At 71.9% G+C, this 19,337-nt stretch carries 18 protein-coding genes and 3 pseudogenes; 12 read left to right on the forward strand and 9 right to left on the reverse strand.

Features of this window, described 5'->3' with window-relative positions; all coding sequences use genetic code 11:
* Positions 1 to 20: 20 nt before the first annotated feature.
* Together AB0472_RS08580 and AB0472_RS08585 are read right to left on the reverse strand one after the other, a co-directional pair.
* Positions 21 to 1,496: a DEAD/DEAH box helicase gene (locus AB0472_RS08580; RefSeq protein WP_366354570.1), complete on the reverse strand. Its 1,476-nt coding sequence runs from the start codon at positions 1,494 to 1,496 to the stop codon at positions 21 to 23.
* Between the two features lie 180 nt (positions 1,497 to 1,676).
* On the reverse strand, positions 1,677 to 1,880 hold the full coding sequence (locus tag AB0472_RS08585) for a cold-shock protein (protein WP_004986771.1): 204 nt from the start codon (positions 1,878 to 1,880) through the stop codon (positions 1,677 to 1,679).
* Positions 1,881 to 2,316: 436 nt separating this feature from the next.
* On the opposite strand from AB0472_RS08585, the pseudogene AB0472_RS08590 reads away from it, so the two are divergent.
* A pseudogene (locus AB0472_RS08590) lies at positions 2,317 to 2,412 on the forward strand (VapC toxin family PIN domain ribonuclease); the annotation flags it as partial.
* A 232-nt stretch (positions 2,413 to 2,644) separates the two neighbouring features.
* Here AB0472_RS08590 and AB0472_RS08595 read toward each other — a convergent pair.
* Together AB0472_RS08595 and AB0472_RS08600 are read right to left on the reverse strand one after the other, a co-directional pair.
* Positions 2,645 to 3,430, reverse strand: coding sequence for a hypothetical protein (locus AB0472_RS08595; RefSeq protein WP_366354572.1), 786 nt, complete (start codon positions 3,428 to 3,430; stop codon positions 2,645 to 2,647).
* 86 nt (positions 3,431 to 3,516) lie between these two features.
* Positions 3,517 to 4,149, reverse strand: coding sequence for an RNA polymerase sigma factor (locus AB0472_RS08600; RefSeq protein WP_366354574.1), 633 nt, complete (start codon positions 4,147 to 4,149; stop codon positions 3,517 to 3,519).
* 392 nt (positions 4,150 to 4,541) lie between these two features.
* Here AB0472_RS08600 and AB0472_RS08605 point away from each other — a divergent pair, with 392 nt between their 5' ends.
* From AB0472_RS08605 to AB0472_RS08645, 9 genes and pseudogenes are all read left to right on the forward strand, one after another.
* Positions 4,542 to 5,039 (forward strand): DUF1877 family protein, encoded by a 498-nt coding sequence (locus AB0472_RS08605; RefSeq protein ID WP_366354576.1) that lies wholly within the window; start codon positions 4,542 to 4,544, stop codon positions 5,037 to 5,039.
* Between the two features lie 164 nt (positions 5,040 to 5,203).
* The gene (locus tag AB0472_RS08610; RefSeq protein WP_366354578.1) at positions 5,204 to 5,977 is read left to right on the forward strand and encodes a hypothetical protein; all 774 of its coding nucleotides are present in this window, start codon (positions 5,204 to 5,206) and stop codon (positions 5,975 to 5,977) included.
* Positions 5,978 to 5,991: 14 nt separating this feature from the next.
* Entirely contained in the window at positions 5,992 to 8,214 is a 2,223-nt protein-coding gene (locus AB0472_RS08615; protein ID WP_366354580.1) for a bifunctional polysaccharide deacetylase/glycosyltransferase family 2 protein, read from the forward strand.
* Between the two features lie 521 nt (positions 8,215 to 8,735).
* Positions 8,736 to 10,979, forward strand: coding sequence for a peptidoglycan recognition protein (locus AB0472_RS08620; protein ID WP_366354582.1), 2,244 nt, complete (start codon positions 8,736 to 8,738; stop codon positions 10,977 to 10,979).
* 391 nt (positions 10,980 to 11,370) lie between these two features.
* Entirely contained in the window at positions 11,371 to 11,976 is a 606-nt protein-coding gene (locus AB0472_RS08625; protein WP_366354584.1) for a sigma-70 family RNA polymerase sigma factor, read from the forward strand.
* 2 nt (positions 11,977 to 11,978) lie between these two features.
* The gene (locus AB0472_RS08630; protein ID WP_366354586.1) at positions 11,979 to 12,944 is read left to right on the forward strand and encodes a CU044_5270 family protein; all 966 of its coding nucleotides are present in this window, start codon (positions 11,979 to 11,981) and stop codon (positions 12,942 to 12,944) included.
* A 140-nt stretch (positions 12,945 to 13,084) separates the two neighbouring features.
* A pseudogene (locus tag AB0472_RS08635) lies at positions 13,085 to 13,300 on the forward strand (LacI family DNA-binding transcriptional regulator); the annotation flags it as partial.
* 5 nt (positions 13,301 to 13,305) lie between these two features.
* Positions 13,306 to 13,617, forward strand: a pseudogene (locus AB0472_RS08640) (site-specific integrase); the annotation flags it as partial.
* 20 nt (positions 13,618 to 13,637) lie between these two features.
* The gene (locus AB0472_RS08645; protein ID WP_366354587.1) at positions 13,638 to 14,045 is read left to right on the forward strand and encodes a hypothetical protein; all 408 of its coding nucleotides are present in this window, start codon (positions 13,638 to 13,640) and stop codon (positions 14,043 to 14,045) included.
* 64 nt (positions 14,046 to 14,109) lie between these two features.
* Here the strand turns inward: AB0472_RS08645 and AB0472_RS08650 are convergent, their stop codons facing one another.
* Positions 14,110 to 14,742 carry a DUF2218 domain-containing protein gene (locus AB0472_RS08650; RefSeq protein ID WP_366354589.1) on the reverse strand — a complete coding sequence of 211 codons (633 nt, stop codon included), beginning with the start codon at positions 14,740 to 14,742 and terminating at the stop codon, positions 14,110 to 14,112.
* Positions 14,743 to 14,756: 14 nt separating this feature from the next.
* Complete coding sequence (locus AB0472_RS08655) at positions 14,757 to 15,374, reverse strand: class I SAM-dependent methyltransferase (protein ID WP_366354590.1); 618 nt, start codon at positions 15,372 to 15,374, stop codon at positions 14,757 to 14,759.
* Positions 15,375 to 15,527: 153 nt separating this feature from the next.
* Here AB0472_RS08655 and AB0472_RS08660 point away from each other — a divergent pair, with 153 nt between their 5' ends.
* Complete coding sequence (locus AB0472_RS08660; protein ID WP_366354592.1) at positions 15,528 to 16,103, forward strand: TetR/AcrR family transcriptional regulator; 576 nt, start codon at positions 15,528 to 15,530, stop codon at positions 16,101 to 16,103.
* Between the two features lie 96 nt (positions 16,104 to 16,199).
* Positions 16,200 to 16,457, forward strand: coding sequence for a hypothetical protein (locus AB0472_RS08665; protein WP_366354593.1), 258 nt, complete (start codon positions 16,200 to 16,202; stop codon positions 16,455 to 16,457).
* An 82-nt stretch (positions 16,458 to 16,539) separates the two neighbouring features.
* Here the strand turns inward: AB0472_RS08665 and AB0472_RS08670 are convergent, their stop codons facing one another.
* Genes AB0472_RS08670 through AB0472_RS08680 form a run of 3 tightly spaced genes read right to left on the reverse strand, consistent with a single transcriptional unit; the run spans position 16,540 to position 19,242 of the window.
* Positions 16,540 to 17,160, reverse strand: coding sequence for a DedA family protein (locus AB0472_RS08670; RefSeq protein WP_366354595.1), 621 nt, complete (start codon positions 17,158 to 17,160; stop codon positions 16,540 to 16,542).
* Between the two features lie 37 nt (positions 17,161 to 17,197).
* Entirely contained in the window at positions 17,198 to 18,574 is a 1,377-nt protein-coding gene (locus AB0472_RS08675) for a HAMP domain-containing sensor histidine kinase (protein ID WP_366354597.1), read from the reverse strand.
* Positions 18,571 to 19,242, reverse strand: a complete 672-nt coding sequence (locus tag AB0472_RS08680; protein ID WP_366354599.1) for a response regulator transcription factor — start codon at positions 19,240 to 19,242, stop codon at positions 18,571 to 18,573. The genes AB0472_RS08675 and AB0472_RS08680 overlap by 4 nt, the downstream gene beginning before the upstream one ends.
* Positions 19,243 to 19,337: the final 95 nt, after the last annotated feature.

Consider the following 19,337-nt stretch of genomic DNA (forward strand, 5'->3'; position numbering starts at 1 on the left):
CTCACCGAGGGCACCGAGGACTACCTCGCCTCGGAGAAGTACCAGTTGCGGCCCCGTGACTGGGCGGGCCGCCCCTGGACGGTGCGGCCCTGACGGCCACGGGACGGGGAAGACGTGCGGCGGGGACGCTCCACGGCCGGAGCGGTGATGACGACCGGGACACCGGACGGCGCCTGGGCGCCGGTGATGCGGCTCAGCTCCGCCTCACCCGAGCGCACCGGAGTGATGCGCGGGGTGATGCCGGCCGAGGCCATCAGTCGGCTCATGTCGCGGCGCTGGCGGGGTGTCACCAGGGTGACGACGCTGCCGGACTCCCCCGCACGGGCCGTACGACCGCCACGGTGCAGGTAGTCCTTGTGGTCGCCGGGCGGATCCACGTTGACGACCAGGTCGAGGTTGTCGACATGGATGCCGCGGGCCGCGACGTTGGTGGCGACCAGCACCGTGACGTGACCGTCCTTGAACTGAGCCAGGGTCCGGGTGCGCTGCGGCTGGGACCTGCCACCGTGCAGGGCGGCGGCGCGGACGCCGCTGCTGAGGAGGTGCTCGGTCAACCGGTCCACGGCGTGCTTGGTGTCCAGGAACATGATGACCCGGCCGTCCCGTGCCGCGATCTCGGTGGTCGTCCGGTGCTTGTCCGCGTCGTGCACGTGGAGTACGTGGTGCTCCATCGTGGTGACGGCACCGGCCGACGGGTCGACCGAGTGGACCACCGGGTCGGTCAGGTAGCGACGGACCAACAGGTCCACGTTACGGTCCAGGGTCGCCGAGAAGAGCATCCGCTGGCCCTCCGGCCGCACCTGGTCGAGCAGGGCGGTGACCTGGGGCATGAAGCCCATGTCGGTCATCTGGTCGGCCTCGTCCAGGACAGTGACGGCGACGTCCCGCAGCCGGCAGTCGCCCCGGTCGATCAGGTCCTTGAGCCGCCCCGGTGTCGCGACGACGACCTCGGCCCCGGCCCGCAGCGCACTCGCCTGCCTGCCGATCGACATTCCGCCGACCACGGTGGCCAGCCGCAGCCGGACGGCGCGGGCATACGGGGTGAGCGCGTCGGTGACCTGCTGGGCGAGTTCACGGGTGGGTACGAGGATCAGGGCCAGCGGCTCCCGTGGTTCGGCGCGCCGGCCTGCCGTGCGAGCCATTACCGCGAGGCCGAAGGCGAGCGTCTTGCCCGACCCGGTGCGGCCACGACCGAGTACGTCACGGCCGGCCAGGGAGTTCGGCAGGGTCGCCGCCTGGATGGGGAACGGTACGGTCACGCCCTCGTGGCCGAGCGCGGCCAGCAACGGCGTCGGCATGGCGAGATCGGCGAACGTCTCGACGGCGGGCAACGCCGGTGTGGTCGTCTTCGGCGGTGCGAACTCACCTTGTGCGGCCTGCCGGTTTCCGTTGCCCGTGGAGCGGCCTGCAACACCGGAGCGGCCGACGGCAGCGCTTCCTCCGAAGCGGTCGTATGCGCGAGTCGTGCGTGTGCGAGTCGTGCGTGCACGGTTCATGTGGAACCTTCCTCGACGTGGGCACGTATCAAGGAATTTCCGCAGCAAAACGAGCGGCGCAGAGAATCGCGAGAACGAGCCGAAAAAAACAGGGCTGAATCGCCCTGAAAATGAAGCGAGCTGGGGCCCGCACCCCAAGGTGCGGGCCCCAGCTGCGAAGTATGCGTCAGTGCCGGCGCGTCAGGCGGGAACGATGTTCTCGGCCGTCGGGCCCTTCTGGCCCTGCGCGATGTCGAACGAAACCTTCTGGCCTTCCAGCAGCTCACGGAAGCCCTGGGCGGCGATGTTGGAGTAGTGGGCGAAGACGTCGGCGCCGCCGCCGTCCTGCTCGATGAAACCGAAGCCCTTTTCCGCGTTGAACCACTTCACGGTGCCAGTAGCCATTTTGTTTCCCCTTCGGAGACGGTGTCAGGAATACGCTCTGTGCGCTTTCCGTGTCGCCGTGATGATCAGCCGCCGGAAAAACCATTCTGGCAACCACACCTGCAACTGATACTGACAGTAGCACGTCGTGAGCGACCCCACGCGGTGAACAATTCCCGGCCGTCTCCCACCTCAGGAATATTTCTCGTGCGCCGTGTCGATTTCTCACTTCCCGACCACAGGAATTGCTCTCCCGGGCCGCACTGTTGCCGTCGAGTCTGTCCGGTCGCGGCGCCGTGACCTCCCACGACGGCTTGGGCGCGCTGCCGTCGCCATCAGCTGGCGACATGCCGACGAACGCGCCGAGACCCCAGCGGCGAGACGAGGCCTCACGGCGGTTCCGGCGGGGCGCCCGCGGCGGTCTTGCGGCCAGCGGGCCGATCGAGCTCCGCACTTGGACGCGCCTCTCACCCTCGACCGGTGCGGCTTCCGAGCTGTCCGCCCGCCGGGCCGCCACAAGGCACTCCGGGTGCTGCCCGACGATCCGCCACTTCGACGCGAGCGTCCTGGTACTGAAGTCCCGTCCACAGACGGGACCTGGTCAGCGGTCGCCTTCAGGCCCAGGCGCACGCGACTCGGCCTCACCGAGGGAACGGCAGGCCGAGGGCCAGGACGGGCGCCCGCGGCTCCCGAACGGTGCGCCGCCGATGCGCATCGAACCGGGTGACCCCACTCTGACGTGCGCTCCCGGCGGCTCGGGAGAGTCTCTTCCCCCGTCTCGGCGGCTACTTGTTCTTGCCGTTGCCCCGCCCGCCGTTCGCCCGGCCGTTGCCGGCAGCGGCGGTGGCGGTGGCGGTGGCGGTGGCGGTGGCACCTGCCGTGGCGGCGGAGTTCCCGGCACTCTTGCCGGACTTGCCCGAACCGGTCGAGCGGCTCGGCTTGGCCGTCGCGGCTGCCAGTTGTTCGGCGCAGTAGGCGGCCACCTTGTCCGTACCGCCGGCTGCCGCGATCAGCCGTTGCCAGGCCGTCGCGTCGAGCGCCTTGCCATGGCCCTGGACCTGGTCGTAGGCGCGGCAGTGGGCTTCGGTGTCCTGGGCGGTGGCGGGCCGGTCCGTCAACCGAGCCTTGCCGGAGGACGGTGCCGAGGCCGCACCGCCCGGCCGGTTCGGGGCGGTCGCCGAGGGGTTCGGCGTTCCCCGGCCGGGTCCGGCGCCCTCGGTGGAGGAGCCGACGGAACCGATGGCCGCGACCGCCACACCACCGAGGGCGAGGCTGGCGAAGACCACGCCGAACGTCAGCCTGACCGGGCGCCGCACCCGCCGCTCGGCTGCCGGCCGCCAGTCGTCCCGGCGCCGGGTACGTGCGCGATACGCGCCCGCCGCGTGGGCTGCCCGGAACGCGGCCACGGCCTGCCGCTCGCCCTGGGGCCCGCGATCGTCCGCACGGACGGCTGCGGCCAGTGCCGCCTCCAGCGCCGTGTCGTCACCCGCGTCCCGGGGATCCGACAGGGTGCCGCCGGGCCGCACACGTCGACGGCCCCCCACCCCGTCGCCGCTCAGCCGTTCACCCATGTCCGTTTCCGTTCCTGTCCGACCGCTTCGATTCGTCCCCTGTGCCGGCTCCGACGCCTGCCTGCCGATCTTGTCGCGGTTGTCGTTCATGTCGACTCCCCCAGCGCGCGGGAAGCCACATCCGTCACACTCTCCTCCGCCTCGCCGCCGATCCCGAGCTGACGGGCAAGGCGCTTCAGGCCCCGGTGGGCGGCCGTGCGCACCGCACCCGGCCGCTTGCCGAGGACGCGCGCGGCGGACGGGCCGTCCAGACCGACCACGACCCGCAGCAGCACGGCCTCGCACTGGTCCCGCGGCAGCCCGCGGATCAACTCCAGAGCCCACTCCGTGGAGAGGGACTCAAGGGCCTGCTCATGCGTGTTGTGCGGGCCGGCCAGATCCAGTACGTCCTGTTCGGTACCGCCGGCCTGGGGCCGCACCCGGCGCCGACGCAGGTGATCCAGTGCCCGGTGCCGGGCGATGGTCGCGGTCCAGCCGCGAAAGCCCGCGCCGTCCCCTTTGAACCGCCCGAGGTCGCGGGCTATCTCCAGCCAGGCGTCGGACGCCACGTCCTCCGCGTCGTCGCCGACGACACCCCGCAGGTAGCCCAGAAGGCCCGGCTGCACGATCCGGTAGAGGACCGCGAAGGCGCCCTCGTCGCCGTCCTGGGCGCGCACGACCGCCGCGCCCAGCTCCCCGTCGTACGCCTGTACGCGCCGGGTTTGCCGCACCTGGCCCAAGATTGCCCTCGTTCGCACCGATCACAACCGATTTCCCACCACCGCCGCGCTCCGGTCGCACCGACGGCCCCACGACAACCAGCGCGCGCGCTCACAGAAACGTCACAATGCCCAGGAGCGCTGTCCGGTATCACCCGTCTCCCGGCGCTCAGCCGCGGGATTCGGCGGACGCGACCGCGACGCAGCGGAACCGGTGCCGTCCGCACCCGCAGCAGCGATCCTCACCGGTAACGGCGCCGCAGGCCCGCCCCCCGGCCCCCCTCTCCGCACCGTTCACGACTCCCCCGTGAGCGGCGCGGAGAGGACCGGACAGACCTGCGGCGGGCGGTCGCTCCGTCCCCGGCACCGTTGGGGCGCGTGATGCTTCGGCGCTCTGGTGCGCTCCCCCTGTCATGAGTACGTACCTCCGTCTGCGTGCGGTGCCGGCCCCGGCACTGCGCAACAGTCCGGCTTGGCTGGAGCGGCTTTTCGCGAGCGGTGCGGAGTCCCTCCAGCACCCGGCCGGCCGGTGCCCCGAGGAGGTCCTGGACGTGTGCTGTGCGAACCAGGAGCGCCTCTACACCGGCGCTCCGCCGGACGCGCCGGGGGGCCGGCCACAGGCCCAGGTGGTGCTCGGCGGCCGCCCCGTGCTCCGCACCGACCGGCGCGAGCCGCCGTTGCTGGTCCTCACGGCGGCCCAGACCCGCCGGGTGGCCGGATTCCTGGAGCGCTCCGACTTCGACACGCTGTGGGACCTCGCCCGGGACCGGCTGCTGCCCGGCTACGGCGGGATGACCGCGGAGACCGAGACGTCCCGCGCGTTCGCCATGACGCACCGGGAGCTGCGGACCTTCTACGCTCACGCGGCCCAGTGCGGGGAAGCGGTGGTGAAGTGCCGCTCCAAGGCGTGAGGGGTCGCGATCCAGGACAGGCGAGGAAGCGCCGCGAGGCGGGACCTGCGGAGACCCGGAGCCGGACGTGTGGCCGTGCGGGGTGGGAGGTGTAACAGTTTCGGCCTGCTGCGCTCTCTCCATGCGGACGACCACGTCGGTCGGCTTGGAGGGAGGCGGAACTCGTGCAGTGGACGGGCGACGGCGGCGCAGGGTACGGCGAGGAGCCGCCCCCCGGCCGCGGGTACGGGTACGGGTATGCACACGGTCACGAGGCCACCGGCGGCACTACCGTCGACACGGCGACGGCGGAGCCGGAGCCCTGGGCCGCCGGTGCACCGGTGCTCGTCGCCGGGCCGGACCGCCTCGCCGGGGCGGAGTGGGACTCTCCGCACGGTGACGTCATCACCGTGCTGCCGACGGACCGCGACGAGTCCGGCCGTCCCCTACCGGAGCCGGACACGCCGGAGAACGATCCGGCGCGCCCCGTCTTCGTGGACGCCTCGGGGCGCCGCCAGCGGCGCGTGCGGCGTTCCGCACGACTGCTGTTGATCCCCGCGGGCGTCTATGTCGCCATGCTGGTCAGCGCGTTGCTGGGCGGCCCCACCATCAGCGCGCCGTTCGTCCCGCTGCCCGACACAACGCATCCGGCCACGCCCCGCGCGACCACACCCGGCTCCCCCGCCGGCACGGATCACGGTCACCCGGCGCGGAGCACGGACTCCGGCGCGGCGGACCAGGACGCCCGTCCCACCGCACCGCGGACGGTCTCCGGCCGGACCGGCGGGCAGGCGGCCGCGACCACCCCCGCGGCCACGTCCACCAGCACCGCGACGCCCGCCGGGACCGCCGCCCCGACCACGACCGCGACTCCCCCCACCAGTGCCGGTGCCACCAGCACCGAAGCACCCTCCGCCAAGGGGCGTGCCAACGCCGCGTCCCACAAGCCCGTGAAGTGACCCCAGGCACCGACGTGACAGATCCGACCGATCACCGGCCCCGCACCGCGGTGCCCCGCCCCACCGCCGTGCCGCGCCTCCGCGGCCGCACCCGCCGAGTCACCCCCCGCACCCACTGGCTGCTGCTGTGCGTGCTCGTGGTGACCCTGTCCGCGGCCCTCCTGCTGCAGGGCTACACCCACCACATGTTCGGGATCACCTCGGACGACGTGACCGGTCCCCCCGGCCGTGCCGACGCGGTACCCGGCCAGGTCGCCCACGGCGGCCCCGTGATCGCGGGCGCCGCCGGCTCCCCGCACACCGCCCGCCCGAAGACCCGTACCATCGCCCTCACCTTCGACGACGGCCCCGACCCGGTCTGGACCCCGCGCATCCTCGACGTCCTGCGCCGCAACCACGTGCACGCGACCTTCTTCGTCGTCGGCACCCAGGTCGTCGCCCACCCGGAACTGGTCCGCCGGATCGTCGCCGAGGGGCACCAGATCGGCATCCACACCTTCACCCACCCCGACCTCTCCCGCCTCGCCCCGTGGCAGCGCTCCCTGGAGCTGCGCGAGACCCAGCTCGCGGTGGCCGGCGCGGCCGGCGTCACCACCGCGCTGCTCAGACCGCCGTACTCCTCGGAGAACGACGCCCTGGACGACGCCGACTGGTCCGTCCTCGAACAGGCCGACGGGGCCGGGTACGTCACGGTGCTCTCCACCCTGGACGCCGAGGACTGGCAGCGCCCCGGCACCGCCCGCGTCCTCGCGAACGCGACACCGCACGGCAGGACCGGGCAGATCGTGCTGATGCACGACGCCGGAGGCGACCGCTCCCAGACCGTCGCCGCCCTGGGCACGCTCATCCCACGGCTCAAGGCACAGGGCTTCCGGTTCACGACGGTCGGCGCCGCGGTCGGCATGACCGATCCCGTCCGGACGGCCGGGCTGGGCGACCACCTCCAAGGCGTCGCCCTCATCAAGATGCTGCAACTCGGCGACGGGACCATCCGGCTGCTTGGCGTGCTGATGTACGCGGCCGGGGCGGTGAGCGTGCTGCGCGCGGCCGTCGTACTGGTCGCGGCCCGCCGGCACCGCCGGCTGCGGACCGGGCGCCGGGCTAGGCCGTGGGGACCGCCGGTGACCGAACCGGTCAGCGTCATCGTCCCGGCGTACAACGAGAGCGCCGGAATCGAGGCGGCCGTACGCTCTCTGGTCGCCTCGGACCACCCGGTGGAGATCATCGTGGTGGACGACGGCTCCACCGACGGCACCGCCGATCTCGTCGAGTCCCTGCGGCTGCCGGGTGTGCGGGTGATCCGACAGCGGAACGCGGGCAAGCCCGCCGCGCTCAACACCGGCCTGGCCGCTGCCACCTGCGAGCTGGTGGTCATGGTCGACGGTGACACCGTCTTCGAACAGGACGCCGTCCGCACGATCGTGCAGCCCTTCGCCGACCCCGCTGTGGGTGCCGTCTCCGGTAACGCGAAGGTCGTCAACCGAGGCGGACTGCTGGGCCGTTGGCAGCACATCGAGTACGTGGTCGGCTTCAACCTCGACCGCCGCCTCTTCGACCTCGCCGAGTGCATGCCGACCGTGCCCGGCGCGGTCGGGGCGTTCCGGCGCCGGGCCCTGCTCGCGCTCGGCGGGGTCAGCGACGTCACCCTCGCCGAGGACACCGACCTCACCATGGCGCTGTGCCGGGCCGGCTGGCGCGTCGTGTACGAGGAAGGGGCGGTGGCCTGGACCGAGGCGCCCGCATCCCTGGGTGCCCTGTGGCGGCAGCGATACCGCTGGTGCTACGGCACGCTGCAGGCGATGTGGAAGCACCGTGGCGCGCTGGTGCAGGGCGGCGCCGCAGGCCGCCTCGGCCGCCGGGGCCTGGTCTACCTCCTCCTCTTCCAGGTCCTGCTGCCGCTGCTCGCCCCCGTGGTCGACGTCTTCGCGCTCTACGGCCTGGTCTTCCTCGACCCGTTGCGGATCACCGTTCTCTGGCTCGCCTTCCTGCTCCTGCAATTGGTCATGGGCCTGTACGCGTTCCGCCTGGACGGAGAACGCCCCGGCCCGTTGTGGAGCATGCCGCTGCAGCAGTTCGTCTACCGCCAACTGATGTATCTGGTGGTCATCCAGTCCGTCTTCACCGCCGTGGCGGGTTCGCGGTTGCGGTGGCAGCGCATGGAGCGCTACGGCACCCTACGGGCACCGACGGGTGCGGAGACATCCGGCGAGGACCCCCCTCCGCGGGTCCCCGCCTGAACCGGGGTCCGCCCCGGGCCCCGGACGACGACACCGATCCGGCGGGCCATGACGCGGGCCCCTCGGTACCAAGGGCCGCCCCTCGCGCTTTCCGGTGTGCAGGGCCGCGAGAGCCGGCGTCGGCGTGCGTCCCTTCCTGCCCGGGCTCGGGAACGTGACATCTGGTCGTCCGGGTGCGCTGGTATGTCAGGGCACTCCCGTGACGGCTGTGCCCCGTGATGGCTGATGACAACGACAACGGGGCTTCAGGGTGGGGCATGAGAACTGAACACAGCGTTCGGCACGGTCGCCGTCGATCCGGTCCGAAGAGATCCGGTCCGAAGAAGCGAACGTGGGTGGCGTTGGGGGTGGTTGTAGCCGGTGGCGGCGTGGTTGCGGCGACCGTCGCCATGGCCGGCTCACCAGGCCGTGGAGCGCCGACCGCGCAGGGACCGATCAAGACGCATGTCCACTCGCTGTCCCTGACCGGATCCGGTGCGTCACGCAAAACGCTCGGGGCCCGGTCCACGGCTCCGTTCAGCATGGTCGGTGTCACCTGGAACGGTGCGCACGCCAAGCTGCGCGGCACGGTGGAGGTGCGGACCCGTTCCGCCGCCGACGGTCACTGGACCCAGTGGCTGAAGATGCAGCAGCCGGACGACCTCCCCGACGCCGCTGAGCTGAACCGTCCCGGTGTGCGCGGCGGGATGTCCCCGCTGTGGGCAGGACCGTCGAACGGAATCCAGGTCCGCGCGACCGGCGCGGGCAGGACCACCACGCTGCCCGCCGGGCTGCGAGTGGACCTGGTCGATCCGGGCGAGCCCGCCACCGACGGGACACCGGACTCCGGCATGGGCATGGCGGGCTACGCCATGGATGCGACGGCCACCGACACCGCCACCCCGCCGGGGGGCGACACCGCCTCGCCGACGGACAGCTCCGCCCCGACCGACACCGCGACGCCCACCACGGGCACCGGTGCCCCGGACACCGCGACCGCGACGGACTCCACGTCGCCCACGGACACCTCCACGGCCACGGACCCCACCTCCACCACCCCGTCCACCACGTCCACCCCGTCCACCGGGACCTCCGCGTCGTCCTCGCCGAGTGGGTCCCCGACGGCCTGGCCCAGCCAGCTTCCGACGACGGCCCAGGCGTACCCGTCCTGCACGACCTCCTCCGCCGCCCCGTCGGCGACCCCGCCGGACCCGATGCCGGCCACGACCGTCTCGACGGTGGCACCGCCCCCCGTGGTGACCCGGGCCGGCTGGGGTGCGGACGAGTGTGCGCGGGACTCGGGTTACCCGTCGTACGGCTCGGCGGTGAAGGTGATGTTCGTCCACCACACGGACACCACCAACAACTACTCCTGCGCCGACTCCCCGGCGATCGTGCGCGGCATCTACGCCGAGCACCTCAACCAGGGCTGGCGCGACCTGGGTTACAACTTCCTCGTCGACAAGTGCGGCACCATCTTCGAGGGCCGCTTCGGCGGAATGGCGCTACCCGTCGTCGGCGCCCAGACCTACGGGTTCAACACCAACAGCATGGGCGTGGCCGCCATCGGCACGTACACCGACCTCAGCGGCGGCGACTCCACGGCCAGCACCTTCACCGGCGCCGCGCCGAGCCAGGCGATGCTGGCCTCCATCGCCCGCATCGCGGCCTGGAAGTTCGGCATGACCGGCGTGAACCCGGGCACCGGTACCGCGTCCCTGCCCGAGGGCTCCTCCGACAGCTACGGCTTCTCCCTGGGCAAGAGCTACACCTTCAACGCGATATCCGGGCACCGCAACGGCTTCGCCACCGACTGCCCAGGCAACCAGCTCTACAACGCCCTGAGCACGATCCGCTCCTACGCGGCAGGCCCGGTCGGCACGGTCTCCGTCACCGGGATGTCCGGCGGGGCGGCCAAGTCCGGGACGAGCTACTACACCAGGGGCGCGGCCACGGTGAGCTGGACGACAGCCACGCCGTCCGCGGTGATCTCCGGCTTCGACGTCCTGGTCGACGGCAAGGCGGTGGCCCACACCTCCGGCTCCGCCCGCTCCGCCTCGGTCACGGTCGCCTCCGGCAGCCACACCGTCCAGGTGCGCGCCACCCACGTCCGAGGGGCGACCACGCTGTCCGGCTCGGTCACCCTGGTCGGCGACACCACCGCGCCCACCTTCCCGACCGCTCCCGGCGTGCGGCTGCGCACCGGCACGGTGAACTCCACCTCCGTCCCGGTCTCGGTGACCTGGAAGGCCGCCGACAACGCGGCACTCGCCAAAGTCACGTCGACCTCGCCGTCCTCGGCCACCTTCGGCCCGACGGCGACCTCCTGGTCGGCCAGTGCCAAGCCCGGCACGTCGGACCTGTTCGCCCTGAAGGCGTACGACGTGGCCGGCAACGCCGCCGGCGCCTCCGTCCAGCGGACGCCGAGCATCGTCCAGGAGACCTCCACCACCCGGACCGGCACCTGGACGCGCAAGAGCAGCACCAGCTACCTGGGCGGGTACTCCTACGGTTCCTCGTCCGCCAAGGCCTCGATCAGCTGGACCTTCACCGGACGCTCGGTGGCCTGGATCGTCTCGCGGGCCGCGACCTCGGGCCAGGCGTACATCTACGTCGACGGCACCAAGGTCACCACGGTGGACCTGAAGTCCTCCACGACCCTCTACCGCCAGGCGATCTGGACCAAGACCTGGTCGGCCTCCGCCAAGCACACCCTGAAGATCGTCGTGGTGGGCACCGCGGGCCGCCCGACCGTCACCACCGACGGCATCGCAACCATCGGCTGAACCGCCGCCCGCACCTCACGAAGGAGCTCTCCGCCCGCAGGAAGTCCGTGGGCGGAGAGCTCCTTCATGATCGGCGAAGTCCCGCAGCGCCCGGCCGAGGATCACGTCGCTGGAGCCCTGCGAGTAAGCGTTCGCCGTGTCGAGGACGTGGGCACGGAGGACATCCGCGCACTGCGCGCCGTCGCGCGAGAACTCAGCACTGACCAGCAGGAACAGCGATCCGCAACTGGAGTACTCGGCGTACGGCGCGGGAGATGCTGAAGCGGGGTGATCTCCTGAGCTCCCGCGTGTTCACCGGTGCTGCGACGACTTTCGCGGAACCGTGAACTTTTTGGATCTCGGCGGGGAACAGCAGGTGACATGCACTCGCCGATGAGTCAGGGGAAGCATTGTGAGCGGACCACCGCCGTCTGTGGCACGGACGGAGGACGACGCGGAAACAGTCGCGCAGTCGTTGGAGCAGCCGGAGCTGTTCGCCCTGCTCTACGACCGTTACGCCCCCGACATCCACCGCTACGTGGCCCGTCGCCTGGGCGACAGTGCCGCCGATGACATCACCGCCGACACCTTCCTGGTGGCTTTCCGGATCCGGTCCCGTTACGACCGTACGCGCGCCAACGCGCGTCCCTGGCTGTACGGCATCGCCGGGAACCTCATCGGCAAGCAGCGCCGCGCCGAGGTACGGGCGCTCAGGGCGCTCGCCCGCACCGGCCGCGACCCGCTCGCCGCGTCCGGGGGCGAGTTCTGGCTCGAGGACACCGACCGCCGGATCGCGGCACAGGGCCCGCTGGCCGGCGCCCTCGCGGGACTGTCGGCGCCGGACCGGCACGTCCTGCTGCTCGTCGCCTGGGCCGAACTGACCTACCAGGAGGTCGCGGAGGCGCTGGACATACCGGTGGGCACGGTTCGTTCGCGGCTCAACCGGGCGCGACGCAAGGTACGTACGGCGCTGGGTGCCGATCCCGCGTTCGTGATCGACGCGGCGGAGGTGGCGTAGCCATGGACGAGATGATCGAAGTGCGCGAGCTGCGCGCACAGGTGCCGGTGCCCGACCGGGCCCGGCTCGCACCGGGACGGGCCCGGCTCATCGAGGCCGTGCGGGCCAGTGAGTCGCGCCGTGCGTTGTGGCGACGGCGGGAGTTCGCGATCGTCGCGGTCGTGGCCGCGGTGACCGCCGTCGCCGTCACCGCCACCTTGCTGCTGGGCGGCAAGGACACGGGACGCACGGTGCGGCCCGCGGCCACGCCGGGCGTGCGCTTCAAGGGGGTGAGCGCGGCCGAGTTCCTGCGGCAGGCCGCCGACGCGGTCCAGAGGCAGCCGGACGGCACCGTCCCGACGGCGAAGCAGTGGATCTACATCAAGTCGGCGCAGGAGCCTGCGAACAAGTCCACCAAATTCGTGGGCGATGTGGAGAACTGGATTCGCTACGACGGCTCCGCCAGTGCCTTCCGGCTGAGGGACAGGCCGGTCGAGGTCACCAAGATGCACCTGGAGAACGGCGGCGAGGGCGATGACCGCTCGCCACGTGAGATGTACCGGGTCCTCACCGCTCTGCCGGCCGACGGCAAGGGGACGCTGAAGGCGCTGCGCGAGCAGGATGCCATCGCCGACTCCAAGGAAGTCTCACAGGCACGCAACGACTACTTCGAGATCAGGGTCCTGCTGTCGGCCGACGTGATGCCGGCCAAGGGCCTGGCGTCTCTCTACCGTGCCCTCGCACTCCTGCCGGGCGGAAAGGTCACCGGCCACCTGGTCGACACCGCCGCCGGACGCCGGGTGATCGCCCTGAACTACTCCCGTGGGGAGAACTCTGCGACCGGTGGATCGATGGCCGACCAGTGGCTGATCGACCCGCAGACCTACCGGATCGTCGGCACCCGGATGATCTCGGCACGCGGCAAGGTCCTCGGTGGTGATTCGATCGTCAGGACGGCCGTGGTGGACAAGGCGGGCAACCGCAACTGACCGACCGTAATCCCGGGCGGCCCGCGCCACGGGGGGGCGGGCCGCCCTTCTTCCGAGACCCGCAGGGCGCTCCGAGAGCCCGGCCAGGGGCATGGCGGTTGCTGCACTTCACTGCTGTACGCAGACGGCGCCTCGCGAGCCTCGCCTCCCTACTGACCAGCCACATCGCCCGGACGAGACCGAAGCTTCGCGAGTGTCACGGACTGGCCTACGTCCTCCGCGGCCATGGAACCGCCAACGGGTCCGAGGGCCGTCCCGGGGCGAAGCCGGTCGACGTGGCGCGCCGCTCCGGCGTATCGACCGGCACCGTCTCCAACGTCCTCAACCGCCCGGATGCCGTGGCGGAGCAGACTCGCCCGCCCTCCGCCGCCGGGATGTCGACCTCGACAACCTGCGCGTCCGCGTTCGCCTCGCCGAGCCGGAGCGGATGAACCGGCGGCGCGTGCAGGGCGACACCAAGTCCGAGGCCGGAACCCGGACTGCGATTCTTCCCGCGTTCCTCCACCGGGAGCTCCGCCGGCATCTGGAGAGCTACGCCGAGCAAGGGCCGGATGGGCTGCTCTTCGTGGGCGAGAAAGGTGCTCCCTTCCGGCGCAGCACCGTCGGGCGGAGGTGGCGGAAGGCGCGCGAGATCGTCGGCATGCCCGGGGGCTTCCGGTTCTACGATCTCCGAACGTCGATCGCCTCTACGCCATGTGGCAGCACGCCGACCCCGTGACCCGCTTCGATCCCCAGACCGTCTACGGTGCCGCCGATCCCGAGGACCCGATGTGGTTCGCGCGCCGGCTCGGCCCCTGGGACGGCTCGGGGAGGATGCGGCCCTGGTCGGCGCCGGAGTTCGAGGAAGAGGAGAAGAACTACCTCGATCTCAGCGTGGTCACACCACCCCAGTACGACACGATCCCGCCGGTCGGAAACGGCGCGGCCACCGGAAAAAGCTGGATGACCTGCGGCACCTGCTTGAGGACCCTGCCGTTCGGCAAGCGGTCAGGACTCTCCTGCCCGCGTAGGGCGCATCGGGGAGTCCGGGCCGGCGTTCCCGCCGACCGCCCGAACCACACCAGACAGTTCTCAGCCCCGTCTCTGTCGAGAGGGGGCTGAGAACTCCCCCTCCCGTTGGACCGATCGGCCCAACGGGAGGGAAGGCGGCGGCCCGGCGCGACCTTCAGGCACGCCGCCGGCCCCGTCGGCGCAGTCGGCGGCCTACGACCAGGACGGCGGCGAGTTTGGTCACGATCACGACCAGGACCGCTCCGAGGACCCAGGACGTCCAGCCCGAGGCGGTCAGCAGCGCGTCGGCCAGGCCCAGATGCACGGCCACGGCGACAGCGACGAGCGCCGCGAGCCCTGCCCATCCGAGACGGCTGCGGCGTGCGGACGCCGGGCCCGTGGGGGACGGGGGGTCGGCCATCACCGTGGACTCCCGCCATTCCACCCGCAGCTCGTCCCGCCTGCCGAATCGGCCGATGTGCATGGTGAGGAGGTCCTGCAGTCTGCGGAGATCCTCATCGGTGTCGGTCTCGACCCGTAGGACGAGTTCGCGCTCGGCGGCCCGGAGTTCGCACTCGCCCGTGGGCAGGGTGACCCTGCCGTGAGTGTCGGACCACTCGACGCGGATCTGATCGGGGGCGATGTCGAGTGGTTTGTGACACGCGGCGGAGGCTGTTTCGTCAGTACCGGTGTGGTGGCTGCGCGGGCGGTGTCCCAGGTGGCGGCCCTTGTTGCTGAAGTGTTTGCAGAGCTGGACGAGATACCGGCTCGGACGGTCGGTCGGGACGTGGGCTTCGGCGATGGGCATGGTGATCCTCGGGGTCAGGTCCGGGTGACGGTGATGAGCCACGCCTCGACATGGCCGGGCTCGGCGTTGATGTCGATGGCGGACGGCTCGACGGAGTCGAGCCGCCAGCCGTCCGCGAAGGCGGCTTCTACCCGAGCCCTGCTCGACTTGTGCAGCGGACCCCAGGCACCGCTTTCCTGGTCGCTGATGCAGAGGATGAAGCAGTGCCCACTCGGGCGCAGCAGGGTACGGAGCCCGTCGACGTACGCGGCGCGGTCCTCGTCGCCGAAGACGTGGAAGAGGCCGCAGTCCAGGACGGTGTCGAACTCCTCCGCGAGTACGGCCAGCTCGCGGGCGTCGTGGAGCAGGAACCGTGCCGTGCAACCCCGCTCTCGTGCCTTGTCCCGTGCGGTGCGCAGAGCGCGGGCGGCGAGGTCGATGCCGGTGGCATCGAGGCCGAGACCCGCGGCCAGGAGCGTGTGCTCGCCGGTTCCGCAGCCCGCGTCCAGCACGCGGCCCCGGAAGGCACCGGACGCGGCGAGGGCGGCGAACACCGGCTGGGGCCGGCCGATGTCCCAGGGGGGCGGCGTGACGTACAGGTCGTCGGGTGAGCGCGGAGCGGCTGCGCCCTGGCCGTGGGGTGAGGCCGGCATGGGTTCGTTCCTTCCGTTCTGGGCGGACGGAACCCCACCTCTTCCTCGCGGGGGTTCAGTTCCGTCGGGTGGATGACTCCGCCAGATTTATCGAGACACTGTGTCTTCGTCAAGTCATGGTGTATCGAGTGAGGCGTCTCGTACACTGCACGGGTGCCGAAGCTGTGGAACGAGACGATCGAGGAGCACCGCCGCGCGGTACGGGACGCGGTGCTGGAGGTCACCGCGGGGTTGGTGGCCGAGCATGGGCTGCGCGGGGTGACGATGTCGCGGATCGCCGAGGGGACCGGGATCGGCCGGGCCACGCTGTACAAGTACTTCCCGGACGTCGAATCGATCATGACGGCGTGGCACGAGCGCCAGATCTCCGGCCATCTGCGGGAGCTCGCCGCGTTGCGCGACCGGCCCGGCACCCCGGGCCAGCGGCTCACCGCCGTGCTCGACGCCTACGCCCGCATCCAGCAGCGACGCCACGGCCACGATGCGGAGATCGGCGCCTTGCTGCACCGCGGGGAGCACGTCGCGCACGCCGAGCAGCATCTGCGCGGGTTCATCCGCGACCTGCTCGCCGAGGGCGTGGCGTCCGGCGAGGTGCGCGACGATGTGGCCCCGGACGAGCTCGCCGGCTTCTGTCTGCACGCCCTCGGGGCGGCGAGCGGGGCGGATTCCGAGGACGCGGTACGCAGGCTCGTCCAGGTCACGGTGGACGGGCTGCGTCCGGGCCATTGAGGGGGCAGCGGGGGCAGGCGTTACGGACCCGCTTCGGGCAGAGCGAGGCAACCGGCGTCCAGCGGTGACGGAGTGCGGTCGCTGTCACTTCGGTCGGTGCGCGGCGAGCCGCTCGCCGGCCTGGCCTGCGCCATGCTGCCCGGTCTCGCCGGCATCCTGACCGGCGCCGGTACGGGGCTGATCACGCCACTCGGCTTCGCCGCGCTGGCCGCCAGCACGCCCACGGAGCGGCTCGGCCAGACCATGGGCGCCGCTGCGGCCGCGAACTCGGCGACGCGGGCGGCCCGCTGCTCGTCACCGCCGTCGCCTCGCTCGCCACCCTCACCTACGGCTGCGGGGCCCTCGCGGCCCTGATCGGGCTGGGCGCGTGGTCGCGCTCGTTCGCCGTCGCCAGGTGTCGGCCGTACCCGAGCCGGAGAGCTGAACGGTCTCCGGGTCAGTCCCGGTGCCGGTGGCGCAGTACGTGCCGGAGGACGAGTGCGGCGACCAGGACACCGAGGGCGATGAGCGCGTAGAGCTGGTAGCGGCTGATCTCGTCGTAGACGGCGGTGATGTGGGTGCCCGCCACATAGGCCAGGCTCACCCACAGGCCGGCCCACAGCGCGGCGCCGAGGGCGTTGAAGACGAGGAAGCGACGCCAGGGCATGCCGCTGGTGCCCGCGACGATGCCGTTGACCTGGCGCAGTCCTTCGACGAAGCGGGCGACGGTGACGATCTTGCCGCCGTGGCGGGTGAAGAACTCCTCGGCCGCCGCGAATCGCTCCGGCGTCAGGAACACGTAGCGGCCCCAGCGGTGCACGAAGGCCCGTCCGCCGGTGTGGCCGATCAGATAGCCGACGTTGTCCCCGACGACGGCGGCGGCGAACGCGATGACCGCCACGGCCACGATGTTCAGATCTCCTGCCCCCGCGTAGACCCCGGCGGCGATCAGGACGGTCTCTCCCGGCGCGGGCACTCCGAAGTCCTCCACGAGGACGACACCGCCGACGGCCCAGTAGCCGTAGTGGGTGAGCAGCGGGGCCAGGTGGGCCAGCGGGCCCGGAAGCGGCGGCGCCATGCCCCCACCGTACGCGGCCACCGAACCTGTGTGCCGGTCAGCAGGGCAGGGCGAGGACGACGCAGACCCCGTGCTCGGTGTTCTCGGCGTGCGCGGCGCCGCCGTGGGCGGTGGCCACCGCCTGGACGAAGGCGAGCCCCAGGCCGGAGCCCTCGCCGGTGCGGCTGGCCTCGGCGCGGGCGAAGCGGTCGAACGCCCGGGGCAGGAACTCCGGTGGGAAGCCGCTCCCCTCGTCCGTGACGCACAGCCGCAGCCTGCCCTTGTGGACGGCGGCCGTGAGGCGGACGGTGCCGGTGCCGTGCCGAAGGGCGTTGTCGACCAGGTTGCCGATGGCGGGCCGCAGCCAGCGATCGTCGACGTCGACGATCGCGCGGGCGGCGTCGACGGTCACGGCCCGCCCCTTCCGCTCGGCGGTGCGCCGATGGGGGGCGACGGCGGCGCCGACGAGGTCGGCGAGGTCAGTGGGAGCCCGGCTGAGGTGCTGGGCGGTGCCGAGTTCTTCCAGGTCCAGCAGTGCGTTGGAGAGCTCGATCAGGCGCTGGACCTCGGTGTCCACCGAACGGAGGGTCTCAGTGAGTTCGCCGGCGGAGCGGGGACGGTGCAAAGCGACGTCGAGTTCGGCGCGCATCAGGGTCAGCGGGGTGCGCAGTTCGTGACTGGCGTCCGCGACGAACCGGCGCTCGCGTTCTGCGGACGCCGCCAGGCGGTCGAGCATCTGGTTGAGGGTGTGGCCGAGCCGGGTGATCTCGTCGTCGCGGTCGGCGGGCACGTCCAGGCGCAGGTTCTGGGCGCCGTCCGCGAGACCGGCGACACCGCCGCGGTAGCGCTCGACGGGACGCAGTGCGGCGCGCGCGGTGCGGTAGCCGACGTAGGAGGCCGCGATCAGGGTCAGGCCGGAGGCGAGGGCCAGCTGGGCGAGGAGTTCACGCAGCGCCTCGTCGCGGTGTCCGCGCCGGACGGCGGCGACCACGATCCGGCCCTGGCCGCCGACTGTGACGCGCTTGGCCTGCAGCCGCAGGGTGTCCGAGGTGATCGGCAGCAGGGAGCCGACGTCACGCCGGACGGTGGCTCCGTGCGCGGCAGCGCCCAGCTCGGCCGGGGTCAGCAGCGACCGGTCGTGGAGGGCGTCGCTGGAGACCAGGACCCGGCCCTGCGCGTCGAGGATCTGCCGGAGGCTGCCGCTGGGGCCGGGCGGGAGCTGTCCTTTGGCCCGTACGGCCTGGTCGAGACTGCGCTGGTAGGCAGTCAGGTCGTCGTTCAGCTGCCGGTCCAGGGCGGCCTGGACCCGCCAGTAGACCAGGCCCGCCGTGCCCGCCAGCACCAGGGACATGGTGACGGCGACGGCCAGCACCAGACGGGCGACGACGGGCAGCCGCCGGAACCACGGCCACGACCGCCTGGTAGGACGGCTCACGGGGCGGTCTCCAGGCGGTAGCCGCGTCCGCGCAGGGTCGTGATCGTCGTACGGCCGAAGGCCCGGTCGACCTTGCCGCGCACCTTGGAGACGTGCACGTCGATGGCGTTGCTGCGCAGGTCGGTCTCGCCGTCCCAGACCTCGTCGAGCAAGTGGAGGCGGGTGACCACGCACCCGGCGTTCTCCATCAGCACCCGCAGTACGTCGAACTCCCGCCGGGACAGCTCCAGTTCGGCGTCCGCCCGCCAGGCCCGCTGCTGCTCGGGGTCGAGGACGAGGTCGCCGACCTGCAGACGCCCGGGGTGCTCGGGACGCCGCCGGGATATCGCCCGCAGCCGGGCCAGCAGCTCCTCCATCGCGAACGGCTTGACCACGTAGTCGTCGGCGCCGGCGTCGAGCCCGGCCACCCGCTCGCTGATCGCGCCACGCGCGGTGAGCAGGATCACGGGCACGTCGATGCCCTCGCCGCGCAGCGTCCGGCACACCTCGACACCGTCCATGCCGGGCAGCATCACGTCCAGCAGCACGGCGTCCAGGCGCGGATCGCGGGCGGCGGCGAGGCCGGAGGGCCCGTCGTAGCGGCCTTCGGCGGTGTGACCGGACTCGGTCAGGTAGCGGACGACCAGATCGGTCAGGCGGGTCTCGTCGTCGACGACCAGGCAGTGCATGCCGGCCAGGCTAACCGCGCGCCGGACCCTCCACCGCCACCGGGAAGGCTTCATGGTCTGTTCATGTGACATCCCTACCGTCCTTCAGGTCGCGG

Source organism: Streptomyces sp. NPDC086777 (assembly GCF_040702065.1).
Classification (GTDB): Bacteria; Actinomycetota; Actinomycetes; order Streptomycetales; family Streptomycetaceae; genus Streptomyces.